The organism is Chryseobacterium sp. RU37D (genome assembly GCF_900156075.1).
Lineage (GTDB): Bacteria > Bacteroidota > Bacteroidia > Flavobacteriales > Weeksellaceae > Chryseobacterium.
On record NZ_FTMM01000022.1, the window covers coordinates 1 to 26,094 of the forward strand.

The window sequence follows — 26,094 nt, forward strand, 5'->3', positions numbered from 1 at the left end:
TACTGATGAGTTCCAGATTATTAGTTTTTTAAATTGCAATCCAAAATTGCTAATTTTCTTGGAACTTTTTTGTCTAAATAAGTTTAAACAACTTCTAAGTTTATTTTTAGGAATTATGATTAATGCTCAAAATCAAAGTTTTGTGTATGAATACAAGTACATTTCAGATTCTACCAAAAAAGATGAATCCAAAGTAGAAATGATGTTTCTCGATGTTTCAAAAAAAGGCTCCAAGTTTTACAGCAGGGATATGTTTGTTTCGGATTCATTAGTTCAGATTCAGAATAAAATGGGGAATAGGGATTTTTCAAAAATCAAATTCGGAACAATTTCTTTTGTAGTCGAAAAGTCGTACCCTGATTATAAAACTTTATTCTTTAACCGGCTTGATATGGATCAATATAAAGTTTCAGACGAGAGAAAAATAAGCTGGAATATTCTACCAGAAAAAGAGAAGATTGGTGAATTTAATACACAAAAAGCAAAAGCAGATTTTATTGGAAGACAATGGACAGCTTGGTTTGTTACAGATATTCCTATTCAGGATGGGCCATATAAATTTTACGGCTTACCAGGTTTAATTATAAAAATTGAAGATAAAACAAAATCACATTCTTTTATCTTAAAAGAGATCAGGAATTTGAGAGCAAATGAAGAGTGGATAAGTGAAGAGAACAAACAAAGATTCGGAAACATGATTCAGCTAAATGAAAGAAAATATAAAAAAGCATTCATCGAAAACAGGAATAATCCAACAAAAGGTATACGTCAAATGATGGCTGGCGGAACGAAAATAATGATGACCGATGAAAATGGAAAGCAATTAGATATAGAACAACATCTTAGAAATCAGGAACGAAATGTGAATGAAGAAAATGCAAAAAACAATAATCTCCTGGAGCTTGATCTTTTAAAATAAATTTCGGCGCGGAAGCAAAGCTTCCGCGCCGAAATTTTATCTATATTATAAATTCCTAAGCAAGCTTCTGAGAATCGGCAATAAACTGAGCCAGTCCGGTATCCGTTAAAGGATGCTTTAATAAGCTCAAAATTGGAGGAAGCGGTGAAGTGATTACATCAGCACCAATTTTCGCACAGTCGATAATGTGCATAGAGTGACGGATAGAAGCCGCTAAAATTTCAGTTTCATACATATAATTGTCAAAAATCAATCTGATTTCCTGGATTAAGTTCAATCCGTCTGTTGAAATATCGTCTAATCTTCCCAGGAAAGGAGAAACATAAGTTGCTCCCGCTTTAGCAGCCAAAAGAGCCTGTCCTGCAGAGAAAATCAAAGTACAGTTGGTTTTGATTCCTTTATCGGAAAAATATTTTAAAGCTTTGATTCCGTCTTTAATCATTGGGATTTTTACCACGATATTCGGGTGGATTGCTGCCAGCTCTTCACCTTCTTTAATCATTTCTTCGTACGTAGTAGAAAGTACTTCGGCAGAAATATCACCGTCTACAATTTCGCAGATGGTTTTATAATGATTTTTAATTGCTTCGGCTCCCTGAATTCCTTCTTTAGCCATTAATGAAGGGTTGGTTGTTACTCCGTCAAGGATCCCAAGGTCTTTAGCTTCCTTGATTTGCTCTAGATTAGCAGTGTCAATAAAAAATTTCATTTGTTTTACAGATTTATTTCGTGCAAAGATAGTCATTCCATTTTGAGTGGAAAATTTTGTTTCTAGTTTCTGTTTCCTAGTTCTTGGTTCTTGATTCTTTGCTCTTTATCTTGGGAAGGGTGACAAAATTCAAAGAGTTTTTGACAGGGTGGTTTTATTGTAATAATAATTATTAATTTTAGCCTATTGCATAAAGCCTATAGCCTGTAGCAAAAATCAATGAAAAACTCATTCATAGCCCAACTGAAAATCATCGGAATCAATCCTTTTGTATACATTCCTGAAGAAATTTTAAATGAAATTTTCGAAAGATCGGGGAGAAATAAAAGCCCGATTCCTGTAAAAGGAACGGTAAATGATAAAGAATTCAGGCAGAATTTGATGAAATATATGGGAGAATGGCGGCTGTACATTAATTTAACCATGCTTAAAAACTCTCCAAAAAGGATTGGTGAAATCATCGAGGTTTTTGTGGAGTATGATGATTCAGACAGAATCATTTCTATTCATCCAAAATTGGAAAAAATGATAAAGGAAAGCCCGATGGCATCAGAAAATTTTGAAAAATTGAGTCGTTCCAGAAGGTTGGAATTAATCCGGTATATCAATAATTTAAAAACCGAAGAAAGCATCAACAGGAATATTAAAAAAATCCTCAGTCATCTAAAAGGAGAAACCGATTTTTTCGGTAAAACAATCAAGTAAATTTATTTATATTTAAACTCAAAGGCTCAATTTTAAAACTTGTTTTTAAGCAACTTCCCACCAGTAAACTGGTAATTAAAGCTTCAATTAAAAAGTTTCTAAATTAAACCATAGTTTGTCATACCGAAAGGAATCTAGACTTATTTACTAGCAGTAGAATGGTAAAATCTTACTTTGAAAATATTAACGAAATTAATGATTTTTTTATCTAAATTTTTGATTCGTTGCTCTTTCCGTTATCTTTGTAGTAAATGATTTAAAGAAATATTTTTTTATGAATATAATACTGGCTTCCACTTCCACACTTTTCGGAGGAGAATATTTAGAATATTTAAAAGAAGAATTAATTCAGCTGTATAAAGACATTGACGAGATCATTTTCATCCCGTTTGCACGTCCCGGAGGAATTTGCCATGACGACTATACGGCAAAAGCCCGCTCGTTTTTTGAAACCATTAATATTAAGGTAAGGGGAGTACATGAATTTGAAGATAAAATCGAAGCCCTAAACAATGCAAAAGGTTATTTCACAGGCGGCGGCAATACTTTTTTACTGGTAAAAACATTACACGAAGAAGGCCTGATGTCTGTATTAAAAAAAAATATAGAAGCCGGAAAGCCATATTTAGGATGCAGTGCTGGAAGTAATATCGGTGGCCAGAATATGAAGACCACGAATGATATGCCGATCGTTTATCCGTCAAGTTTTGATTGTATGGGATTAGTTCCGTTTAATATCAACCCGCATTATCTTGATCCTAATCCTGAACTAAAACATAATGGAGAAACCAGGGAAACAAGGATAAAAGAATTTCTGACTCAAAATAATTTAAAGGTTGTCGGACTTCGGGAAGGAAACTGGATTAGGAAAATAGGTGTAAAAATTACCGTTGAAGGAAGTGAATTCACAAGGATTTTTGAAAAAGGAAAAGAACCTTACGAGATTGAGGTCGGTTCTGAACTGTAATTTTATTTTTAATTATATTTGAATTAAAGAATTTAATTAATATTGAAAATGCTTCGACAGGCTTAGTATGACAACGCTAATGCTAACGGTTTCAATTAACGTCGAAGCATCTCCCATGTAAAGTTTATAAAACAAAACGCAATGAGAAAAACATTCGTAGTTTTTGCATTATCAGCGCAAATTATTTTTGCCCAAAATATTACTCAAAAGCTTGATGCGGCTACCAAAGATCTAATGAATTCTTCGGAAGCTGTTTCCTCAAGCTTATCCTTTTATGTTTCTGATGAGAGTGGAAAAATGATCTATGATTATCAGGGAAGTAAAGGCCTTTCTACGGCTTCAACGCAGAAAATATTTACTGCAGCAGCGGCTTTGGAAACTCTAGGAAAAAATTATACTTATAAAACAACTTCAAGCTATTCAGGAACAATTTCAAACGGAAATTTAGAAGGAAATTTATTCGTGACTTCTACAGGAGATCCAACCTTGGGAAGCTGGAGATATGAAGCTTGCAAGCCTGAAAAATTTAAACAAAAATTAATAGAATCCATAAAAAAGTTCGGAATTAAAAAAATCTCCGGAGACCTCATTATTGATGATTCTTATTTTGACCACCAAACCATTCCCGGAGGATGGCCGTGGAACGATCTGGGAAATTATTACGGAGCCGGAGTCTGGGGGATCAATTGGCGTGAAAATCAATTTGATATCAATATTAACGGATCAGAATTCAAGAGCTTTTCTTATCCGCTGGAAGGGGTAAACTGGCTGAATGACCTTAAAGTAGGCGGAAATTCTGACCAGAGCCTGATCTTCACGGCACCGCATTCTAACGTAGCTTTGATCAACGGAACTTTGCCTTCAAAAACGGTTACCGTTTCAGGTTCTACCCCCAATCCACCTTTACAGCTGGGTGTAGAAATCAGAGAATCGCTGAAAGAGGCCGGAATTGATTTTTCAGGTAAAGTAATAACCAATTCCCAACTCGAAATCGAAGGAAAAAAAGCATTAGAAGTTCCAAAAGAAAATGTAATTCTTACCAATGAATCTCCAACTTTAGATAAAATTATTTATTGGCTTTTAAGGAAAAGCATTAATTTTTACGGGGAAACCATTATTAAAACATTAGGTAAGGAGAAAAGTGGAAATCCTAGTTTTAACAGCGGAGTAGCCTTTCTAAAAGACTTCTGGAAATCAAAAGGAATTAACCAGAATATGATTAATTTTGCCGATGGAAGCGGGCTTTCACCACAAAATTATGCATCCGCAAAAGCAGAAGTCCAGGCTTTACTCTACGCAAAGAAACAGCCTTGGTTTGAATCTTATTTTGACGGCTTCCCGATACATGAAAACGGAATGAAAATGAAAAGTGGAACAATGAAAGATACAAAGTCTTTTGCAGGTTATCACACATCAAAAGAAGGAAAAAAATATGTATTTTCAATCATTATCAATAATTATCAGGGAAGCGGAAGTTCAGAGCTGCAGAAAATCCTGAATGTTTTAAAATAAACTGCTTTGAGAAAATCAATATTTGCAAGGCTTAATAACTGGATTATTTTTTCGTTAATGACAATTGTTGTTCTCACGATTGTTATTGCTTTTACCGTTCTTATTAATTTCCTTCGTAAGGAGGAGATTAAAAGGGTTGATATTTTGGTAAGTGCATTAAGGTTTCAACAGGAAGTAGAAAATCCCAATCTGGAAGTCCAGGCATTGCTTCTTCAGATTTATAGCTCGAATACGACGATTCCGTTGATTATTTTGGATAAGAATGATCAGATTATGGTACATAAAAACATTCCTCAGGATATTGAAAATGATCCCGGCCAGATTGTAGCATTAGCAAAGAAAATGTCGAAAAGCTATACACCCATTGAGATTGAAATTGTAAAAGGAAACAAGCAGCTGGTTTTTTATGATAATTCGCGGTTACTAAATAATTTACGCTATTCTCCATATATTCTGGGATTTTTTATTTTGTGTTATTTCCTGTTTTCATTTTGGTTTTTGAGAACAATAAAAAAGACGGATGAAGGTTATCTCTGGGCCGGACTGGCAAAGGAAACGGCACATCAGATTGGGACTCCTTTATCTTCGATGATCGGATGGCTGGAGATTATGAAGCTCGATACTCCTGATTCTGAAGGTGTTCATGAGATAGAAAAAGATATAGAAAGATTAAAGACCATTTCCGAAAGATTTTCAAAAATCGGTTCTGTACCTGAATTAAATGATATGAATTTCAATGAAACAATCCAGGAGAATTATGATTATTTAAAAACAAGAATTTCAAAAAAGATCAACTTTGGGCTGCATTTTCCCAATTATAATATTTTAGTTCCGCACAACAAAATCCTGATGAGCTGGGTAATTGAAAACCTGGTGAAAAACGCTGTAGATGCAATGAAAGGGGAAGGGGCAATTTCGATTTCTGTTTTTGAAAGAAATAAAAATATTTTGATCGAAGTACAGGATACCGGAAGCGGAATGACAAAGCAACAGGCCAGAAATGCCTTTAAACCCGGGTACTCGACGAAAAAACGAGGCTGGGGATTAGGATTGTCTTTAGCAAAAAGAGTAGTGCAGGAATATCATAACGGTGATATCAGGATTGCTCAGACAGAAGTGGGAAAAGGGACTACTTTTAGAATTATTATTAAAAAAGCTTAAGCTTAAATACCAATAATACAAATTATTTTTATCAATAAACACAATTAAATATTCTTGTGATTAGCAAAAAAATATTAGCGATATTCGTGTCTAAAAATAAAAAGCGAAGAAAAAATTCCCCACTTTTCATTGTTTTACTACTTATTTCTTCCCCGTCAGCCACTGATTTTGTAGTTTCTGTTCTTCCGGAGTAGGGTTGGCTTTAAACTGAAATGATATTTCTTCCGTCATTTTATCTAAAATGGCTTTTCCTTTAAGGTCGATTTTATCTGTTTTGTCGCCATTTTTTCTTAAAACGGTTAATGTCACATCCTGTCCTTCCTTAATGGTTTTAGCATAATCAATAAAATTCTGAATATTCTGAATGTCAATTGTTTTACCGTCTAAAGCAACAATTTTGTCTGTGATTTTAAAGCCTATACTTTTTGAGAAAGATGATAATGCAGATTTTTCATCAAATATAAAAGCATTATCCTTATCATCATAAATTGTCTGCTGAGGATTTTTAATAAACCAGAAAATAGATGGAGCTTCCTGTTTTTTTAATTCTACACCTACAATATTCAGGTATTGTGTGTATGGCGTAGGCTGACTTCCTGCTATGTATTTATTGTAAAAATCTCTCACCTGGGGGTAGCCCGTAATGGCAACCAGCTCATCAATCAATTTGTCATCCTTAAAAGGCTTGTTTTCGCCAAATCTTTGAGACAGTTTTCTGATCATGTCACGGTAACCCATCTCTCCGTTTGATAATTTTCTTAGCTCAATATCAAGACACATTGCAAGAAGAGCGCCTTTTTCGTAGACATTTCTATACTGGTTCTTATATTCATCTTTAAGAACATTTTTACTCATTTCCGTGAAAGGCATAGTATCGTTGAAATTCCTGGAATTGCTGATTTTCTCGTTAATTCTTTCAAGAAACTCATCTTTATTAATTAAGCCTTCCTGGATCTGAAATAAATTGGCAAAATATTCGGTTCCTCCTTCATACATCCATAAATGCTGAGACATTTTCGGATCAGCATAATCGAAATAATGAATTTCTTCAGAATGCGTTTTCAAAGGATTTACCGTATGGAAAAACTCGTGGGAAACTACATCCGTAATAGTTTTGTCGATCGCTTCCTTCGGCATTATTTCAGGTAAAACTACACTTGTGGATTCATGGTGCTCCAGTGCTCCGAAACCTGTGACCTTCGGACCGTCACCCCCGGAAAGGTAAAGCAAGATTGCATATTTTTTATTGGTATTCATATCGCCCAAAAATTTTTTTTGAGCCACTACCATTTTTTCCAGATTATCTTTAAAATCAGAAGCCTTATATTTTCCTGTTGGGGAATAAACTCCCAAAACAAGATCCATCCCGCCTGCATTGAATGTGATATAATCGGGTTTTGTATACATCAGCGGTGAGTCGGTAACTTTTGCATAGTTAGCCAGAGTGAAAGTATCTGTAGATTCAGATTTATCCTGGTCTACCAAAGCTGTTGTGCCATAGAAATCTGTTGGCTTCTGAATCACGAGCTGATAAGGTACATCCTGCATATTGTCTATATATCCTATAAATCCGTGAGTATTGATCAGGTAAACCTTCCCGGCTTCAATATCAGTACCCGATGGGGAAAACACGGCTTCATGCTCTGAAGATTCTCTTTCATCGTCAAAACTGTCATTGACTAAATAGGTGATCTTCGTTAGAGCCAGGGCATTTTTAAGAGAGTAGGTATTGTCATTCATTTTTGTGAATGCAAGCTCTTTTCCTTTATTATCAAAAAATTTAATGCCTTCCACGAATCTTCCGTAATCATCTACAGAATATGTTCCGGGAACCGTTTTGGGAAAATGAAATTTTACATCGCCTGATTTCATTTTAGGAAATTCCATAGTAACTGCCACCTTATCGTTCTTTACATGAACGAGGTCGATTGTTGTTTTGATAGATTGGGCATTCACAAGGAAAGCGGCGGCTATCCCTAAGCTTACTGCAATTTTTCTCATTGATTTAAATTATATGCATAAATAGTTGCATATAAATTGGTTTTGTTACAAATATTCAGCAATTAATTACAAAAAATGATATAATATGTTAAAAACAACAACAAATAAAAGATTTAAATAAACAAAAAAATAATAAAAATTTTTAAAATAAATACTGTTGTTAATTATTTAATAAAGTATCCTGTTTTTTTTACTAATAATAAATAATTTTATAGAAATTTAAAGTTATCAATTTTAAATTAACAAATTTTTTATACACAATATAATTTTAAACGGGTCGTTTTACTACCGTAATTAAAATTTAAAATTATGAAAAACAATTTTTTAAAACTCGTACCTGGAGTGGCAAGGTCTGAACTATCAGAAGCTATGGTAAGGCAAAAGATGAAACGATTAATCTTGGCACAAATTTTGACAACAAAAATTAACGTAAAAATACAACAATGAAAAACAATTTTTTAAAGTCTGCTTCTATTGCAGCAAAATCTGCATTATTTGCAGGAGTATTATTAATGGGAGTAACATCTTGCGACAGATCAGACGATACTCCGGAAGTGAACCATAAAATAACATATAAAGCCGAAGTTACCGGAGGTACTATTACAAACGGAAAATATGCGGCATTTCCGCTAGAAAGAAAAAGTGATGGCACACCTGTATTGTCAGATATTCCTGCTGGTGGTGATAAATGGTCTAATGAACAATCAACCTCTTTGCGACAAGGAACTAAAAATCCTGCTATATTACTGGTAAACGCTACAGGAGCTAATGCCTCTTCTAAATTGAAGATTCAAATTTATGTAGATGGGCAGCTAAAATCTGAGAAGGTAGCTACCGGGCAGAATTTGAGCGCAGATACTCAAATAGAATTTGTATACTAAAATTAAAATAAGGAAATAGGCCTCTTTCTTTCATAGAGGCTTTTTATAAACCTGACAGTTTTTAAATTGTCAGGTTTTTATATTCATTTTTGTTTAACATAAAAGATGAATGTGAATTTTTTTTCCATATTAAAAATATTTTTTTTCATATTAATTTATTTTATCGTAAAAATAATTATCGAAATTTTCTTAATTAAATAATAATTATCTAGATTTATATAATTTTATAATAAATTAAGATATTTTGTCTAAATCATAAACTTTCATTAAAATGTGATATAAATGTCCAATGTTTTGTTTCTTTGTGGTAAAATATAAATTATGAGACAAAAATTATTAAGCTCAAGTCTTTTTAGAGGAGCACTGACTGCCGTTGTAGCGGGTGCATTATTCACAACAGCTGTATCGTGTTCAAATGATGACTATCAAGTAACTCCGTCAGCTACCCACAAAATTACCTACAAAGCTGAAATCTTTATGGGAGGTACCATTACAAGCGGAACATACTATGATATTGTAGAAATGTCTGACAAAGCTGTAGTTGCTAATGTTCCAGTATTTTCTACTCAGTATTATACTAATGCCAGTATGGGAACAACAAATACGGCATCATTAAATATAAAAGCTACCGGAACAAATCCTGCATCGATCATCAAAGTACAAATTTATGTAGATGATAAGCTGATGAGTGAAAAAACGGCTATGGGGCAGAATCTTGATGCTTCTACAACGTATAAATTAACTTATTAATAAAAAAGATTATTAAAAAAAGAAAAGACCGTCTCTTCCAAGAAACGGTCTTTTTATTTTATTGAATTTTATTATAATTGATGTAATAAGCTTCATTAAATTTTACAGGGCTGCCCTTTTTCAGCTTGATGGTCTGCCATTGTTCTGTCGGGTTAATAGTTTGCTCACCGTCGATTCTGATAGGCAGCTTCAGATTTTTAATAGTATTGGTATATCGGAACTTCAGATCTTCTCCTTTCTGAGAATATTCTAATATCGGGATTTTTGTCGTTCTTAAATACTGATTAAAAACACTTGAAAAATCAATCCCTGATTTTTTTGAAATGTAATCTTCAATTTGTTTCGTATTTACCGTCTGATGATAAAAATCTTTGTTCAGACCTCTTAAAATTTGCCTGAATTTTTCGTCATTATTGATAACCTGACGAATGGTGTGGATCATGCTTGCGCCTTTTGGATACATATCTCCACTGCCTTCATTTCTCACTCCATATTTTCCGATAATCGGTATATCATTGTTTATGTCTCCTCTAATTCCGACAGCATAGAGATCAGCAGATTTTTTGTCCATATATTTTTCGGTAAATAAAACCTCAGAATAGTTGGTAAAACTCTCATGAATCCACATATCCGCCTGATCTTTTGCCGTAATATTATTGGCAAACCATTCATGCCCACTTTCGTGGATAATAATAAAATCCCAATTCAACCCAACGCCTGTTCCTGAAAGATCCCTACCAAGGTATCCGTTCAAATATTTATTTCCATAAGCCACATTGCTTTGGTGTTCCATTCCTAAGTACGGCGAATCTACCAATTTATAAGAATCTTCGTAAAAAGGATACGGCCCGAACCAGTATTCAAATGCGGAAAGCATTGGTTTTACCTGCTGAAACTGTTTTTTAGCTTTATCTAAATTATAATCCAGCACCCAATAATCAAGATCCAGCTTTCCTTTTTCTCCGTTATAGGTATCTTTAAAATTCACGTATTTTCCTATGTTCGGGATAATAGAGTAGGCGTTGATTGGGTTTTTGACTTCCCAGGTATATGTAGTTTTGTCGCCGTTCGTTTTCTTCTCGGTCAGCCTGCCGTTTCCTACACCTACAAGGTCTTTTGGAGTGATAATTCTCATAATAACACCATTATCCGGTTCATCACTCCAGATATCTTTTGTAGGAAGCCAGATCGAAGCACCGATTCCTTCATCTGCCACACTCATCCACGGGTTTCCTTTTTCATCTTCGGTAAAAACCCATCCTCCGTCCCACGGTGCATTTTTTGCAATGGTTGGGTTTCCGGAATAGGTTACATTAATGGTGTATTTTTCTCCTTTTTTAAAATTTTTATTGGTTTTGATCCAAATAAAATCGCCTTCCTGGTTATATTCTGAAACCGGAAAACTGGCTTCTACTTTATCAGCCTTCATTGGCTGCTGGAGGTCAATTTGGAAAGTAGGGCTGGTAACGTCTCTGATGATCTCAAAGCTAATGATATTGTTTCCTTTTATACTTTTTTGTACAAAGTCGGGTTCTACGGAAAGGTTATATTTCCTGACATCCCAGAAATCTCGGAATGATGTGTTGGAACCCTTTAAGGTGTCCTGTTTTGTAAAGGTCTTATTCTTTTCAAAAAACTGCCCGAAAACCAATCCCGATGCAAACAGAAGTGTATAGGAAAACTTTTTCATTTGAATTTAACTTAATATTTCAAAAATAAAGAATTAATTGATTGTAAAATTTAGAAATATAAATTATTACCGTCTTTTAAATTAGACGAAAAGAATAATTTTTTGTTACAGGTAAACAAACCTTCAAGGCTTCGAAAACCTTGAAGGTTTAAAAAATCCCGCAGAAAAATCTACGGGAAAAATATTTTAAATTTAAAAATTTACTTTTGAACTACTGGTAGATTTCCTGCTGCTTTCTGTACCTTTTTATAGGTATATGAACACATTAAAATACTGAATTCATACAATAAAACCAATGGAAAAGCAGCCATTAGCATACTCAGGACGTCTGCAGGAGTGATAATTGCAGCTACTACCATAATCAATACAATAGCATGCCGACGATAAGTTTTCATAAACATCGGGGTCAGAATCCCAATTGTGGTAAGGAAATAGATAAGTATCGGAAAAAGGAAGATGACTCCCATACCCAAAACGACCTGCAGAAACAAAGTAGTATAATCACTCAGATCGTAAAGAGGAATAATAATATCTGAAATTTTAAAAATAACCCCAAAATTAACAGCAAAAGGAAGGATTAAAAAATATCCGCATAAAACTCCGGTCATAAATAAAATCCAAACAGAATTGATAATAAAAATTGAATTTTTTCTTTCATTGGGATGCAGGGCAGGACTGATAAACCTCCACAGTTCCCAAACAATATATGGAAATGCAGCGACAATTCCGCCAAAAATAGAAACTGCCATCATCACATTAAACTGTTGGTAAAGCTTGCTGGCACGCACCGGGAAATCTTTCGGAAGATGGATGCTCTCTTCTCCTAAAATCAATTTAGAAAAATGATTGACCACTTTAAAGGTTGCAAAATCATTTCTGGTAGGCCCGAAAAAAATGTGGTCCATGATCCAGTTAATATTAAAGCCGATAGCAATTGCAGCAATAATAATAGCAATAATGGATCGGATGAGGTGACCTCTTAATTCTCCAATATGTCCCCAGAAAGACATGTCTTTAGCATCACTCACAGAATTATATTTTTTAAGGCTTCAAATTTATGAAATATTTTATTAGAAGTTAGAAATTAAAGGTTAGCTTGGAATATTTATTACAGCTAAATTGTATACTTACTAACTCTAACTTCTAACCTTTAATCTAGTTTCTAATTAATCCCCTCATCCAGCAGCTTATGGAGATCAATAATCCCGAAATACTTTCCGTTTTCCGTTACAACAAGCTGTCCGATATTGTTTTCTTTTAAAATCTTCATGGCTTCTTTTGCCAGAGTAGTTCTTTCAATCGTTTTTGGATAGGCAGACATGATGTCTTTTGCTAAAACTTTAGAAATATCATCCCCTTTCAGAAGCATTCTTCGAAGGTCTCCGTCGGTAATAACGCCTATAATTTCATTTTCATTGGTCACTACGGTGATCCCGTGCCTGGAACCGCTGATCGAAATAATGACATCTTTCACCGTATCATTTTCCGTTACTTGGGGCTTTTGTGAAGATAAAAAATCATCCACTTTTGAAATGAGGTTTTTTCCCAGACTTCCTCCCGGATGGAATTTTGCAAAATCATTTGCTTTAAAGTTATTCATTTCCATTAAAGAAATTGCTAAAGCATCTCCCAGAGCCATTTGAAGGGTTGTTGAGCTTGTCGGGGCCAGTTTGTTCGGGCAGGCTTCCATATCAACGTGAGTGTCTAATATAATTTCAGAAAATTCTGCCAACTTGCTTGATTTATTTCCTGTCATTCCTATTAATGAAGAAGAATAATCTTTCAGATAAGGAACAAGATTTACAATTTCCGGAGAATTTCCGGAATTTGAAATACACAATACTACATCCTGTTTCTGGATCACTCCCAAATCTCCGTGGATGGCTTCCGAGGCATGAAGAAATTGGGAAGGCGTTCCCGTAGAATTGAGTGTTGCAACAATCTTATTTCCGACGTGGGCAGATTTTCCGATACCTACTACAATGAGCTTTCCTTTTGCGGAATGTATGATTTCTACTGCTTTTGCAAATTGATCATCAAGTCTGTTTTTAAGTTTTTCAAGTTCCGAAATCTCTATTTCTAGAGTAGTTTTCGCAATTGAAATAATGTTGGCTCTTTCCATTTTACTTTTATTGGCTATACAAAAAAAATCTTAAAAAATGTTATATTTTAAAAAGAATAATTAATATAAGTTTTATTTTTATAAACTAAATCACTTTTATTTTAAGTGAAAAATTCATAACTTTGGGTTAGATGCAAATTTAGCAATAGAAAATTAGATGAGCGCAAAAAATGCCAATTTATCAGGCGAACTGAAAAAATATTTCGGGTTTTCTACTTTTAAAGGCCAGCAGGAACAGATCATAGAAAACCTGTTAGATGGTAAGGATATATTTGTCCTGATGCCGACAGGTGGGGGGAAATCTCTCTGTTATCAGCTTCCGGCACTTATTTCCGAAGGTACGGCAATAGTGGTTTCGCCCTTAATAGCGTTAATGAAGAATCAAGTGGATGCAGTAAACGGTCTTTCACCTGATGATGGAGTAGCACACGTTTTAAATTCATCATTAAATAAAACACAGACTAAGCAGGTTTTCGATGACATCAAAAACGGTAAGACAAAGCTCCTTTACGTGGCTCCAGAATCATTAATTAAAGAAGACTATCTTGACTTTCTGAAGGAAGTGAAAATTTCTTTTTTTGCTATTGACGAAGCGCACTGTATTTCAGAATGGGGCCATGATTTTAGGCCGGAATACAGGAATTTAAAATTGATTATTGATAAAATTGCTGATGTTCCGGTAATTGCTTTAACTGCTACTGCAACGCCTAAAGTGCAAGATGATATCCAAAAAACCTTAGGAATGGTAAATGCTTTGATATTTAAAGAAAGCTTCAACAGGCCGAACCTGTATTATGAAGTAAGGCCAAAGATCAATGTCGATAAAGAAATTGTTAAATTTATTAATCAAAATAAAGGAAAATCGGGAATTGTTTATTGTCTAAGCCGAAGAAAAGTTGAAGAGTTTGCCCAGCTTTTACAGGTGAACGGAATTAATGCTCTTCCTTATCATGCAGGTTTAGATCAAAAAATGAGGGTGGCCAATCAGGATAAATTTTTGATGGAGGAAGTAGACGTAATCGTAGCAACCATCGCTTTTGGAATGGGAATCGATAAACCTGATGTACGTTTTGTGATTCATTACGATTTTCCAAAATCCCTGGAAAGCTATTACCAGGAAACAGGCCGCGCAGGCCGGGATGGGGGAGAAGGTCATTGTCTGGCATTTTACGATCCTAAGGATATTGAAAAACTGGAAAAATTCCTGGCACAAAAACCCGTTTCAGAAAGGGAAATCGGATTGCAGCTTTTGAATGAAGTCGTTGGCTATGCCGAAACTTCAATGAGCAGAAGACAGTATATTTTACATTATTTTGGGGAAAATTTTGATCCAGTAAATGGAGAGGGTGCCAAAATGTGTGATAATTCTTCAAACCCACCTAAATTAAAGGATGCCACGGATGATCTGAAAAAAGTTCTTGAACTGATTCGGGATACGGGAGAAAAATTTAAGGCTAAAGATTTGATTTCTGTGATTGCAGGAAAAGAAACTGCGGTATCGAAATCTTACAAGCTGGAACAAAGCTCTTATTTCGGCTTCGGAAAAGAGGAAAAAGATAACCACTGGAAAACTATTTTAAGACAGGCAACGGTTCAGAATTTTTTACAAAAAGATATTGAAATGTATGGTGTTTTAAAAATTGTTCAAAAAGGGAGGCTGGTTTTAAATGGTAAACTGGAACATTCTTTCCTGATTGCGGAAGACAAAGAGTTTGATCTCACTCAGGCTAAAGCAGAAAGTGATCAGACCCAGCAGCAGTCTGGAAGTGGATTAGACAGGAATTTATTTGCATTATTAAAGGATTTACGTAAAAAAGTTGCAAAAAATCACGGAATTCCGCCTTACACGGTTTTCATGGATCCGAGTTTGGAAGATATGACGGTTCAATATCCGATTACAATTGAGGAAATTACAAAGATTTACGGAGTTGGTGAAGGAAAAGCAAAAAAATACGGTAAAGAATTTGCCGATTTTATCAGCAAATATGTAGAAGATAACAATATCGAACGTACTCAGGATATGGTACTGAAGCAGGTTGCGAATAAATCCAGCCATAAAGTTTTCATCATTCAGAGTACCGATAAAAAAATTGATCTTGAGGATATTGCAAGGGCCAAAAATCTTTCAATGGATGAATTATTGAAAGAAATGGAAAGTATTGTATATCAGGGAACTAAAATAAATATTGATTATTATATTGAAGACAATTTTGATGAAGATATTGTGGACGGTTTCATGGAATTCATGACTGAATCTGAAAGTGACAGCATGAAAGTTTTACTGGATGAGTTCGGAGATGAATTGTCTGATGAAGAAGTAAGAATGTTGAGAATAAAATTCATTAGTGATGTAGCGAACTAAAATTATTTTAAATAGTAATGATATAATTTTGAAAGAAATTCTTCCTTGGAAAGAGTTTCTTTTTATTTGAAAGAAATAATGATTTGATGAAATTTGACATATAGTTTGTCATTCCGATTTTTATGACAAGCTTGATGATAGAAAAATTTAAATTGTATTTAGTTTTTTAGTTAAAAATGATTAATTACAAGTTGGGATCAGAAGTTACCAAAACTTTTTATTAATTTTACATTGATGAAAAAGATTTCCGTAATTTTTATTCTGCCGGATTTGGAAACCGGAGGCGCAGAAAGAATTGTAACCACTATTGCAAATCACCTCTCCCGAGATCGATTTGAAGCCAAAATTTTGCTCTTACGCAAGCAGGGAGGTTATCTCAATTTCGTAAAAAAAGATGTGGAAATTATTGATGTAAATACCGAAAGGATCAGGCATTCCTTAAAACCGATTCTACGAGAAATTTATCGAAGAAAACCAGATATTGTTTTTTCAGGATTTGGAGAAGTAAATGCATATTTATCATTGTTTATCAAGCTTTTTTCGAAGACGAAATTTATAGCAAGGGAAACCAATGTCGTTTCGGAGCACGTCACCCGAAAAGAGATAAAATTTTTCTATAATTTTTACAATAATTACGATAAGATTATTGCTCAAAGTGATGATATGATGAAAGATTTAATGAAGAATTTTAGAATTAAATCAAGTAAAATTGTCAAAATAAATAATCCCGTAGATTTTGATTTTATTGATGAAAAGCTGGCTGCTTCGTCTAAACCTGAATGCTTTAAATATAATTATAAACATGTTGTAGCTATCGGGAACTTATCCGCCAGAAAGGGCTTTGATAATTTGCTAAAAGTTTTTTCCAGACTTAAAAATGAGAATATTATGCTTCATATTTTAGGAGATGGTAAAGACCGGGAAATGCTGCATCAGATGAAGGATTTTCTGGATCTTAAAAATGTAATTTTCCATGGAAAACAGGAGAATCCTTACCAGTTTTTGAAGTATGCAGATTTGTTTATCCTTTCCTCCAGATACGAAGGTTTTCCAAATGTTTTACTGGAAGCCGGAGCCTGCGGAACTTATGCCCTGGCCAATAATTGTCCGGGTGGGATTAACGAGATCATCCAGAATGACATCAACGGGGAAATAGCAGACATCGACAACCACGAAGATTTTTCACAAAAGATCATGAGAATACTTCATGGAAATTATGATAAGGAAGCCATCAAAAGTTCTATAAAATCAAGATTTTCTAAGCATATTATTTTAAATAAATACGAAAAGGTTTTATTAGATCTAATGAAATAATTATTCAGGTTTAAATTTTTCTTATACTAAAAAATCGTCAATGAAGAAAATTCCTAGAATAGGATGTGTGTGTGAAAAACCAGATTTATCAGCCGATACCGATTTCAGAAGCTCAGAATTAGGAATACATCATACGAACGGAAGATATGCGAAAGTAAGTATTTTACAGTGTAAACTATGCCAGAGGATATGGATCAATTATCTTGTTGAATATGAGCATTATTCACGCTCCGGAAGATGGTACAGAGGAATAGTTTCCAAAAAAGAACGCCCGGAAATTACTCCCAAAAATGCAATAGAATTCTTAGAAAATCTTGAATGGTATCTGTATGGAGGTTCTTATTTTAACAGTACAGGTATATTCGGGCAGGGAAAATTGAATGTGGATTCGTATATGTTATAGAGACTTCGACAGACTCAGCATGACATCTCTAATACTAACTGCTTAATTCAGCGGCTTAATTGCAGAGGTGTCATGCTGAGCCTGTCGAAGCATGTCAAACTTAGTTTTAATTTAAAATATATAATTTTAAATCATCTCAAAAAAATTGCCAAATCTCACTTTCTCACATGGTAATTAATCGTTAAATTTGTAAGAATTAAAGAGATAATAATAAACAAATTCATAAAATAATATGAGTCAATTCGATGTTACCGTAATCGGTTCTGGTCCTGGTGGTTATGTTGCAGCAATCCGTGCTGCACAATTAGGTTTCACAGTAGCAATTATTGAAAAATATCCAACTTTAGGAGGTACTTGTCTTAACGTAGGATGTATTCCGTCAAAAGCGCTTTTGGATAGTTCTGAGCATTTTGAAAATGCAAAACACAATTTTGCAGATCACGGAATCATTATCAATGAACCTCGAGCTGATATCACAAGAATGATTGAACGTAAAAATGAGGTAATCAAACAAAATACAGACGGGATCAGCTATCTGATGAACAAAAACAAAATCACTGTTTTTGAAGGAGTTGGAAGCTTTGAATCTGCCACTCAGATCAAAGTAACGAAAAACGATAGTTCTACAGAAACGATTGAATCTAAATATACAATTATTGCAACAGGTTCAAAACCATCTACTTTGCCTTTCATCACTTTAGATAAAGAAAGAATAATTACTTCTACGGAAGCTTTAAATCTTAAAGAAATTCCTAAACATTTGGTAGTTATCGGAGGTGGAGTTATCGGTCTTGAGCTTGGTTCAGTTTATTTAAGATTAGGCGCTCAGGTAACTGTGGTTGAGTTTATGGATAAAATTATTCCTACAATGGATGGAGCTTTAAGTAAAGAATTAACTAAAGTTCTTAAAAAACAAGGTATGAAGTTCATGCTTTCTACGGCGGTTTCTGCGGTTGAAAGAAATGGAGATACAGTAAAAATCACAGCAAAAGATAAAAAAGGAGATGAGGTAATAATAGAAGGTGATTACTGTCTGGTTTCTGTAGGTAGAAAGCCTTACACAGACGGGCTTGGACTTGAAAAAGCCGGTGTTGAGCTAGATGAGAGAGGAAGAGTAAAAACAAATGATCACTTACAGACCAATGTTGCAAACATCTACGCGATCGGAGACGTTATCAAAGGGGCAATGCTGGCTCACAAAGCTGAAGAAGAAGGAGTTTTCGTTGCTGAAACTTTGGCTGGACAAAAACCTCATGTTAACTATAATCTAATTCCTGGTGTTGTTTACACTTGGCCTGAAGTTGCCGGAGTTGGTAAAACCGAAGAGCAATTGAAAGAAGAAGGTGTAGCTTACAAAGTTGGAACTTTCCCAATGAGAGCATTAGGAAGAAGCCGTGCAAGTGGTGATGTTGATGGTTTGGTTAAAATTATCGCAGACGGAAATACTGATGAAGTTTTAGGAATGCACATCGTAGGAGCAAGAGCTGCTGATCTTATTGCAGAAGGTGTAATTGCAATGGAATTCCGCGCTAGTGCAGAAGATATCGCAAGAAGTTCTCACGCTCATCCGACGTATGCCGAAGCTATTAAAGAAGCAGCATTGGATGCTACGGAAAAAAGACCAATTCATATGTAATATTCGATTAAAAGGTTTAATCATTTAGATATTTAAAAGTAAGAGAGGCATTTGTCTCTCTTTTTTGTTTTTAAATGGTGGCTTCAAGTGCCTATATCACTAAGATGATTCTGAGTTTGAAAATATCTCGTTGGTGGTTGAGATACTCGAAGCTACATTCCAAAGCTTCTTCACCTTCTTTGCCGTTAGCTTAAAATTTCCGTACCTTTGCAGACTAATTTATCATTCATGAAAATAGGGAAAACTCAGACTTTAAAAATTTCAGACAAAAATAATTCAGGATGGATCTTAACGGACGAATCAGGAGAAAAAGCTTTTCTTTCTAAAATTTTCATTCAGGATGATAAAGAAATTGATGATGAAGTTGATGCTTTTATTTATCAGGATGATAATAAGTTAAAGGCTACAACGGAAATACCTTTAGCGGAAGTAGGTGAATTTGCGGTGATGAGTTGTGTTCAGAGCCTTCCAAGCGGTGCTTTTATGGATTGGGGAATTATTAAAGACTTGTTCATTCCTTACAAGCAGCAGAAAACAAAGATCATTGAAGGTAAAAGATATCTGGTTTATATTTATATTGATGAAGAATTAGAATTAATTACCGGAACAACAAAGTTTAAGCGAAACCCACAATATCAGGATTTGCCATTCAAAAAAGGAGATAAAGTTGATCTGATCATGATGAATGAAAGTGAATTAGGGTGGAATGTGGTGATCAATAAAGAATATATAGGGCTTATCTATGCTTCCGACGTTTTCAAAAAATTATATCCCTTATCTGAAGAAGTGGGTTACATTAAAGAAATCAGGGAAGATGGGAAAATAGATGTCTCTTTACAGCCGCAGGGCTTTGAAAATATTGATGAATTTAAAAAGAAGATCGTAGATAAATTAGAAGAAAACTACGGTCTGCTTTACATTTCAGACAAATCTTCTCCGGAAGAGATTAAAGATGAACTTCAGATGAGTAAAAAGAACTTTAAAAAGGCGATCGGAGGACTTTATAAAGATAAAATCATCGATATTTTAGACGATAAGATTAAATTACTATAAAATAAAAATAGGTAGAAATTTCGGCTATTCAAGTTGTAATGCTTTTTACTTAAGAGGAAAAGATTATTAGGTTACCGAAAAAGATTCCTTGTTGTTTAGTAAATCTTCTTTGTCGATCATAACTATGTAATGGTTAAAAATAATAAAAAGTTATTTCCGTAAAAGTTTTTGAGCTATAAGGGCTCAAAATTTTCCAGAATAACTTTTTAACTTACACAGTTAGGGAGACACTACCCATATATAAAAAAGAAGCCGCCTTATTCCTTTTAACTTTATTTGTCACTTCAAAATTTTTTGTATCTAATTTATTTAGCGAACTCTTCCAAAGAAACCGTTTTCTGTTTGCCAGTCAATAGATCTTTGTAGGTAACCTTTTTATTTTTAATTTCTTCTTCTCCCAGGAAAACAATTTTTTTAATGCCTTTCTTTTCTGCATAAGTGAATTGTTTTCCCAACTTTGCATTTTCAGGATAAATCTCTGCAGAAATACCTTTTTCTCTTAATTGTCTGATCACTTTTAAAGCTTCCACAATTTCATTACCTCCAAAATTTACAAATAAATATTCTACTTTCGAAGTTGCTTCCTCTGGGAAAAGTCCCAACTCTTCCATGACAAGATAAATCCTGTCCAATCCGAAAGAAATCCCTATTCCTGGAATATTTTTCACTCCAAAAACTTCCGTAAGATTATCATATCTACCACCTCCGCCGATTGAGCCCATCTGGACATCATTGGCTTTAACCTCGAAAATCGCTCCGGTGTAATAATCCAGTCCTCTTGCTAAAGTAATATCAAATACAAGATTTTTTATATCCACTCCAAGGTTTAAAGATTGAGTAATCACTGTTTCCAGCTCTTCAACGCCCTTTAATCCTATTTCATTTTCCGCAAACTTTACTTTTAACTGATTAAGATTTTCCAAAACATCATCAGACTGTGTGAACAGGAAGTCAAGCTTATCGATTGATTCCTGAGAAATCTCTCTTTCCAGCAGCTCTTTGATAACTCCTTCTTTTCCTATTTTATCCAGCTTGTCAAGAGCTACCGTGAAATCAATTAATTTGTCAGTAATACCTGCATATTCGGCTAAACCTGAAAGAATTTTTCTGTTGTTGATATGAACAGTTACAGAAAGATTTAAATCTGCAAATGATTTTAAATACAGCTGAATCAGCTCTACCTCCTGCAAAAGACTTTCGCTTCCTACAACATCTGCATCACATTGATAAAACTCTCTGAACCTTCCTTTCTGAGGACGGTCTGCTCTCCAAACCGGCTGAATCTGATAACGTTTGTAAGGAAAGGTCAGCTGCCCGTGATTCATCGCCACAAATCTTGCAAAAGGTACGGTAAGGTCATAGCGAAGGGCTTTATCTGAAATCTGGGCAGTCAACTTTTGATGATGCTTATTTTCCCAGTCTTTCGGATGTACTTTTGAAGTGTAGTCTCCTGAATTTAAAATTTTAAAAATCAGGCGGTCACCTTCTTCCCCATATTTCCCTGTCAATGTTGAAAGATTTTCAAAGCTTGGCGTTTCCAATGGCTGGAACCCGAACAATTCGAAGTTTCTCTGTAAAGTATTTATGATAAATCTTCTTCTTGCAACTTCCAGTGCCGTAAAATCTCTCGTCCCTTTTGCTAAACTTGGCTTCATTTTTATAATAGATAAATGATAATTAATTTATAAGTACTGCAAAAATAAGGAATTGAAAAGACTTAAGTACAAATAACCTGTATTATAATTCATTCAATAAAAGCCAGAGATATTTATTCTCCCCGGCCTTTCTATATTGATTTACTTGTGTTTCCGGCCCCAATCAAATACTTTCTAAAATCTCAAGAATTTCTTCACCATAATTTTCTATTTTATGCTTTCCAAAGCCTTTAATATCACGTAATTCTTCCTTTTTCGCCGGCTTATATTTTACAACAGACATCAACTCTTTGTTGGTTGCAATAAAATAAGACGGGAGGTTCTGCTCTTTTGCTTTCTCAGATCTCCATTCTTTCAGGGCATATAAGATTTTATCCTCATCATTAGAAAGTTCATCGTTATCCGCAGAGTATTTTACTGCTTTAGATTCTTTTACTGTATTTTGTACAACTTTTATTTCATCAAAATACAAGACCACTGACCAATAATTCTCATCATTTACAAAAGCCGTTTCCACTTTTATAATATCGTTGGATTCTAAGAAAGCGTCCAGCGATCTCTGATCATCATAAAGAAAATTTTCTTCCAATCTGATTTTAAAAATTTTTACTTTCATCATTTGCGTTTTTGCCATTATTTGCCTCCTAAAAGAAGAATTTCATCCACCCTTATTTCAGTTATATATTTCTTTACACCATCTTTATCATCATATGATCTGTACGTCAGTTTTCCTTCCACGGCAATTTCCTTTCCTTTTGGGACATACTTTTGAAAGATTTCCGCCGTTTTCCCAAATGCGATTATATTATGCCATTGGGTTTCTTCTACTTTTTCTCCTTTTGCATTGGTATAATGATCGCTGGTAGCCAATGATACACTTGCTTTTATACTTCCGTTATCGAAGTTTACCACTTCTACATCTCTTCCTGTGTACCCGATCAGGGTAACTTTGTTTCTTAGTGACATATTATATTTTTTTAAGTTAAATTAATAGATAAGAGACGCTCACTATTTTCTCAAATCTCTGATGCAAAGATGGTAAGCGTGGGAAGTCTTAACCGGTAGAAAACTATTTAAATTCATTTGTAGTCGTTTGCAAACGGATAATTTTGTATCTTTGAGGCTATATTATATGAAAAAAGACATCAATATTTTTGAGTTTCCGTTTAATCTGGGCCTTATTAAAAAAGAACACGATATTGAACCAGGTGTGAAAAATCCCCGAACTTGGCTTTTGGTATATGGTTTCACCGGTTTTGACGGGCTGTATTATATTATTGCTTGTGGCATTATTTTTTAATAATATTACCTCAAACAGGAGCTATCCTTCTCACTTCAGGTTCAAACAACTGCTTAAGAAAAAACACACTCATCCGCACAAAATGAAAAAATAAAAAAATTATGAATTGTCTCGAATGTGGCGAAAAAATTATTGGCCGGTCAGATAAAAAATTCTGCAACGATGCCTGCCGGAACGCCTATAACAATAAGCAAAATAAGGATTCCAGCAATTTGATGCGAAATATTAATAACAAGCTTCGTAAAAATTACAGAATTTTGGTGGAAATAAATGTAGATGGTAAAACCAAGGTTTCAAAATCTAGACTAGAAGGCTTAGGTTTTGATTTTGAATATTTTACAAATTTAAGAGTTTATAAAAACGGTTCCGAATACAAATTCGTTTATGATTACGGTTATAAACTTTTAGATGACGACTTTGTTTTGATTGTAAAAAATCAAGCATAAAAGTATTTAAACTTAAAATTATTAAGATGAAAGAAAATGTCCTGATCACCGGAGCCGGCGGAATGATTGCCCAAGAGCTTTCAAAGATGCTCGAGAAAGAGTATACCATCCGTTTTCTAACTCGAAAAAAACGCCGGGAGAATGAATTTGAATGGAATATTAAAAATAAAACTGTTGATGAAGCTTCTTTCGACAACGTTTCCCATATTATTCATCTTGCAGGAGCAAATATCGCCGAAAAACGCTGGACTGATGAAAGAAAAAAAGAATTAATCTCGAGCCGTGTAGATTCAGCTGAATTAATTTTAAATATTTTACAAAAAAAGAATATTAAACTAAAATCTTTCATTTCTGCGTCAGGAATAAATTACTACGGTACAAAAACTACAGATAAAATTTTTACAGAAAATGATCCTCCGGGAAATGATTTTCTAAGTGAAGTGGTTGTTCTCTGGGAAAGGGCAGCAGATCAATTTAAGGAACAGAATCTTGCGGAAAGCGTTGTAAAGATACGGACTGCCGTAGTGCTTTCAGAAAAAGAGGGTGCTTTAAAAAAAATGATTCCCACTATAAAAATGGGTATCGGATCACCCTTGGGAAGCGGAAAGCAATATATGCCCTGGATCCATATTAAAGATATTTGCTCTATGTATGAATTTGCTTTAAAAAATTCACATCTTGACGGAGCTTATAATGCTGTTGCGCCTGAGCATATTACCAATGTAGATTTAACCCAAAAAATAGCCACAATTCTAAACAAGCCTTTATTTATACCGAATGTCCCCACGTTTGTTTTAAAAATGATATTCGGAGAGCTAGCGGATGCTTTGCTGGAAGGCTCCAGAGCTTCTTCAGAGAAAATTCAAAAAGCCGGTTTCCGGTTTGAATTTCCTGATCTTGCAATGGCTTTGAAAGATTTGCTTAAAAATAATGGTTGATAAATGATGTTGAATATTCTTCCGAAATGAAAATTGCTGATGGCAGGGACCTTTTTGAGGAAGGGAAAAGATATTAAAGTTCTGCAAATTCCCATTGATTAGGCCTATTCGATGATTGAAAGTGGCAAAATCAAATATGCAAAAATCATTATGGTGCTTCAAAACATCAGAATTTAAAATATTATATAAAAATTATTCAGGTCTTTGTATAAAGTCTTTGTTAAAAATTTTCGATTCGAAAGGATTGGCAAATGCTTTGCTGGAAAAAGAGAAATCCATTTAAAACAAATTGTATGAAGCTGCTACTATCGTTTAGTCTCTCTTTGGCATTATCTTTACCTGCTTTTGGACAAAAAACCGAAAAGCCAGGCCCAAAAGATAAGGCTGTTATTGAACATTTTAACAACAATTATAAAAAGAAAAATTATAAAAAATTTTCAGGAAATATTGCTGTAAAAGATAATCAAGTATTATTTGATACTAAGATTATTAATTATGATAAATCTGATAAAATTACCAAGTTGATATTACAGCAGGGCTTGGTATATCCACAGCTTTTGACGGAATTTCAAATCGATAAATTTGAAAATGAAGACAGTGACAGGACTCAGAAAAGGTTTGCCCGGCTTCAGAAAAACTGGAAAGACGCCTTCGAAGTGAATAATATTAAATTAAGCGATGCTTCTGAACTACTATACTTAAGTCCGGATCCAACAGTAAAAAGATTTAAAATTTTCTGCAAAGACCCAAAATTTCCGAATATGGAGGTTTATTATTTTGAATTGACGAACAAAAATGCAGATAAAAATACTTCTATAGAAAGTTTTATAAAAGATTCGAAGCTAAGTCATATTTATCAGGATTAGTTTATTATTTTAAAAAAAGGCAGAAGTTTTGGAAACTTCTGCCTTTTTTTATTGGAAAGCCATTCTTTCTGTTTCTTTTCCGTTTACCTTTTTTATGAAAATAGCGGTTCTTACTCCATTTACCATTTGAAGAGTACAGCTCCAACCTGGTTGTATATCTACCGAATTGGCCAATGTTTCATCATCAGGACTTTCAAAATGTGCTATGGGTTTTGCTGACAGCTTTATTTTTGAAGCTTCTTCTGAAGACAACTGCCCTCCAAACAGAATATATTCTTCGGTAATAAGCCCATTTTCCCATTTTGCTACAGTAGCCATTTTTTCTTTTCCAGGATATTGGATTCCTACTACTCCTACCCATTTTCCTCTGGCAACATTAGGGCTATGCTGTCCTAGTTTGATGCTGGTTCCCACTTTTTTTATCAATGGCTCAAAACTTTTAATATGGTCATGCAGCCCTACCGTATTTATCCCGCCGGAATTAAAGGCCTTAATGTTCTTAGAATGGTAATATTCCAATGCTTTCATATTAGTATTCCATCCTACGAAATCTACCAGGTGGAACCTAATCATATTTTGCTGTTCGGTTTTATAATCATCTTTTTTATTTTTGAAAGAGAATATTGCAGTAGCCGCTGAAATACATATTACAGCCAAAATCATTACTTTGTTAGACTTTTTAAGTTTCATATCTATGTTCTATT

26 protein-coding genes are annotated in these 26,094 nt (G+C 34.3%); 17 read left to right on the top strand and 9 right to left on the bottom strand.

The window, feature by feature from the left end; genetic code table 11:
- On the top strand, positions 1-919 hold a 919-nt coding region (locus BW926_RS10830; protein ID WP_143756540.1), incomplete at its 5' end, for a GLPGLI family protein.
- Between the two features lie 55 nt (positions 920-974).
- Here BW926_RS10830 and fsa read toward each other — a convergent pair.
- Positions 975-1,628: a fructose-6-phosphate aldolase gene (fsa, locus tag BW926_RS10835; RefSeq protein WP_076447021.1), complete on the bottom strand. Its 654-nt coding sequence runs from the start codon at positions 1,626-1,628 to the stop codon at positions 975-977.
- A gap of 219 nt (positions 1,629-1,847) precedes the next feature.
- Here fsa and BW926_RS10840 point away from each other — a divergent pair, with 219 nt between their 5' ends.
- The 4 genes from BW926_RS10840 (at position 1,848) to BW926_RS10855 (ending at position 5,973) form a co-directional block, all read left to right on the top strand.
- A complete protein-coding gene (locus BW926_RS10840) occupies positions 1,848-2,333 on the top strand; it encodes a YdeI/OmpD-associated family protein (protein ID WP_076447023.1) in 486 nt (161 codons plus the stop codon).
- 274 nt (positions 2,334-2,607) lie between these two features.
- Positions 2,608-3,300, top strand: a complete 693-nt coding sequence (pepE, locus tag BW926_RS10845; RefSeq protein ID WP_076447025.1) for a dipeptidase PepE — start codon at positions 2,608-2,610, stop codon at positions 3,298-3,300.
- 141 nt (positions 3,301-3,441) lie between these two features.
- On the top strand, positions 3,442-4,812 hold the full coding sequence (dacB, locus tag BW926_RS10850) for a D-alanyl-D-alanine carboxypeptidase/D-alanyl-D-alanine endopeptidase (RefSeq protein ID WP_076447026.1): 1,371 nt from the start codon (positions 3,442-3,444) through the stop codon (positions 4,810-4,812).
- A gap of 6 nt (positions 4,813-4,818) precedes the next feature.
- Positions 4,819-5,973: a sensor histidine kinase gene (locus BW926_RS10855; protein ID WP_410493255.1), complete on the top strand. Its 1,155-nt coding sequence runs from the start codon at positions 4,819-4,821 to the stop codon at positions 5,971-5,973.
- A 141-nt stretch (positions 5,974-6,114) separates the two neighbouring features.
- Here BW926_RS10855 and BW926_RS10860 read toward each other — a convergent pair whose 3' ends face one another.
- The gene (locus tag BW926_RS10860; RefSeq protein WP_076447030.1) at positions 6,115-7,974 is read right to left on the bottom strand and encodes a M61 family metallopeptidase; all 1,860 of its coding nucleotides are present in this window, start codon (positions 7,972-7,974) and stop codon (positions 6,115-6,117) included.
- 443 nt (positions 7,975-8,417) lie between these two features.
- Here BW926_RS10860 and BW926_RS10865 point away from each other — a divergent pair, with 443 nt between their 5' ends.
- Together BW926_RS10865 and BW926_RS10870 are read left to right on the top strand one after the other, a co-directional pair.
- Complete coding sequence (locus BW926_RS10865) at positions 8,418-8,855, top strand: hypothetical protein (RefSeq protein WP_076447031.1); 438 nt, start codon at positions 8,418-8,420, stop codon at positions 8,853-8,855.
- A gap of 321 nt (positions 8,856-9,176) precedes the next feature.
- A complete protein-coding gene (locus BW926_RS10870) occupies positions 9,177-9,605 on the top strand; it encodes a hypothetical protein (protein WP_076447033.1) in 429 nt (142 codons plus the stop codon).
- 58 nt (positions 9,606-9,663) lie between these two features.
- On the opposite strand, the gene BW926_RS10875 is transcribed toward BW926_RS10870, so the two are convergent.
- The 3 genes from BW926_RS10875 to BW926_RS10885 form a co-directional block, all read right to left on the bottom strand.
- A complete protein-coding gene (locus tag BW926_RS10875; protein ID WP_076447035.1) occupies positions 9,664-11,295 on the bottom strand; it encodes a M1 family metallopeptidase in 1,632 nt (543 codons plus the stop codon).
- A 200-nt stretch (positions 11,296-11,495) separates the two neighbouring features.
- Positions 11,496-12,323 carry a twin-arginine translocase subunit TatC gene (tatC, locus tag BW926_RS10880; RefSeq protein ID WP_179078009.1) on the bottom strand — a complete coding sequence of 276 codons (828 nt, stop codon included), beginning with the start codon at positions 12,321-12,323 and terminating at the stop codon, positions 11,496-11,498.
- A gap of 134 nt (positions 12,324-12,457) precedes the next feature.
- Positions 12,458-13,417 carry a KpsF/GutQ family sugar-phosphate isomerase gene (locus tag BW926_RS10885; protein WP_076447036.1) on the bottom strand — a complete coding sequence of 320 codons (960 nt, stop codon included), beginning with the start codon at positions 13,415-13,417 and terminating at the stop codon, positions 12,458-12,460.
- 157 nt (positions 13,418-13,574) lie between these two features.
- Here BW926_RS10885 and recQ point away from each other — a divergent pair, with 157 nt between their 5' ends.
- From recQ to BW926_RS10910, 5 genes are all read left to right on the top strand, one after another.
- Positions 13,575-15,779, top strand: a complete 2,205-nt coding sequence (gene recQ / locus BW926_RS10890; RefSeq protein WP_076447038.1) for a DNA helicase RecQ — start codon at positions 13,575-13,577, stop codon at positions 15,777-15,779.
- A 234-nt stretch (positions 15,780-16,013) separates the two neighbouring features.
- A complete protein-coding gene (locus tag BW926_RS10895) occupies positions 16,014-17,093 on the top strand; it encodes a glycosyltransferase (RefSeq protein WP_076447040.1) in 1,080 nt (359 codons plus the stop codon).
- 40 nt (positions 17,094-17,133) lie between these two features.
- On the top strand, positions 17,134-17,496 hold the full coding sequence (locus tag BW926_RS10900; RefSeq protein ID WP_076447041.1) for a hypothetical protein: 363 nt from the start codon (positions 17,134-17,136) through the stop codon (positions 17,494-17,496).
- Positions 17,497-17,728: 232 nt separating this feature from the next.
- A complete protein-coding gene (lpdA, locus tag BW926_RS10905; RefSeq protein ID WP_076447043.1) occupies positions 17,729-19,132 on the top strand; it encodes a dihydrolipoyl dehydrogenase in 1,404 nt (467 codons plus the stop codon).
- 228 nt (positions 19,133-19,360) lie between these two features.
- The gene (locus BW926_RS10910) at positions 19,361-20,185 is read left to right on the top strand and encodes a CvfB family protein (protein ID WP_076447044.1); all 825 of its coding nucleotides are present in this window, start codon (positions 19,361-19,363) and stop codon (positions 20,183-20,185) included.
- Positions 20,186-20,490: 305 nt separating this feature from the next.
- Here the strand turns inward: BW926_RS10910 and hisS are convergent, their stop codons facing one another.
- From hisS to BW926_RS10925, 3 genes are all read right to left on the bottom strand, one after another.
- Positions 20,491-21,840, bottom strand: a complete 1,350-nt coding sequence (hisS, locus tag BW926_RS10915; protein WP_076447046.1) for a histidine--tRNA ligase — start codon at positions 21,838-21,840, stop codon at positions 20,491-20,493.
- Between the two features lie 163 nt (positions 21,841-22,003).
- Positions 22,004-22,474 (bottom strand): HRDC domain-containing protein, encoded by a 471-nt coding sequence (locus BW926_RS10920; RefSeq protein WP_228403438.1) that lies wholly within the window; start codon positions 22,472-22,474, stop codon positions 22,004-22,006.
- Positions 22,474-22,806, bottom strand: coding sequence for a single-stranded DNA-binding protein (locus BW926_RS10925; RefSeq protein ID WP_076447047.1), 333 nt, complete (start codon positions 22,804-22,806; stop codon positions 22,474-22,476). Before BW926_RS10925 ends, BW926_RS10920 begins: the two co-directional genes overlap by 1 nt.
- Before the next feature lie 166 nt (positions 22,807-22,972).
- Between BW926_RS10925 and BW926_RS14685 the strand changes: the two genes are divergently transcribed.
- The 5 genes from BW926_RS14685 (at position 22,973) to BW926_RS10945 (ending at position 25,390) form a co-directional block, all read left to right on the top strand.
- On the top strand, positions 22,973-23,140 hold the full coding sequence (locus BW926_RS14685) for a hypothetical protein (RefSeq protein ID WP_317043268.1): 168 nt from the start codon (positions 22,973-22,975) through the stop codon (positions 23,138-23,140).
- Positions 23,082-23,234 (top strand): HPP family protein, encoded by a 153-nt coding sequence (locus tag BW926_RS10930; protein ID WP_083672309.1) that lies wholly within the window; start codon positions 23,082-23,084, stop codon positions 23,232-23,234. The genes BW926_RS14685 and BW926_RS10930 overlap by 59 nt, the downstream gene beginning before the upstream one ends.
- Before the next feature lie 7 nt (positions 23,235-23,241).
- Positions 23,242-23,586, top strand: coding sequence for a hypothetical protein (locus BW926_RS10935; protein ID WP_076447049.1), 345 nt, complete (start codon positions 23,242-23,244; stop codon positions 23,584-23,586).
- Positions 23,587-23,612: 26 nt separating this feature from the next.
- Positions 23,613-24,524 carry a TIGR01777 family oxidoreductase gene (locus BW926_RS10940; protein ID WP_076447050.1) on the top strand — a complete coding sequence of 304 codons (912 nt, stop codon included), beginning with the start codon at positions 23,613-23,615 and terminating at the stop codon, positions 24,522-24,524.
- A gap of 293 nt (positions 24,525-24,817) precedes the next feature.
- Positions 24,818-25,390 (top strand): hypothetical protein, encoded by a 573-nt coding sequence (locus tag BW926_RS10945; RefSeq protein WP_143756541.1) that lies wholly within the window; start codon positions 24,818-24,820, stop codon positions 25,388-25,390.
- 48 nt (positions 25,391-25,438) lie between these two features.
- On the opposite strand, the gene BW926_RS10950 is transcribed toward BW926_RS10945, so the two are convergent.
- Complete coding sequence (locus BW926_RS10950; RefSeq protein WP_076447053.1) at positions 25,439-26,080, bottom strand: hypothetical protein; 642 nt, start codon at positions 26,078-26,080, stop codon at positions 25,439-25,441.
- Positions 26,081-26,094: the final 14 nt, after the last annotated feature.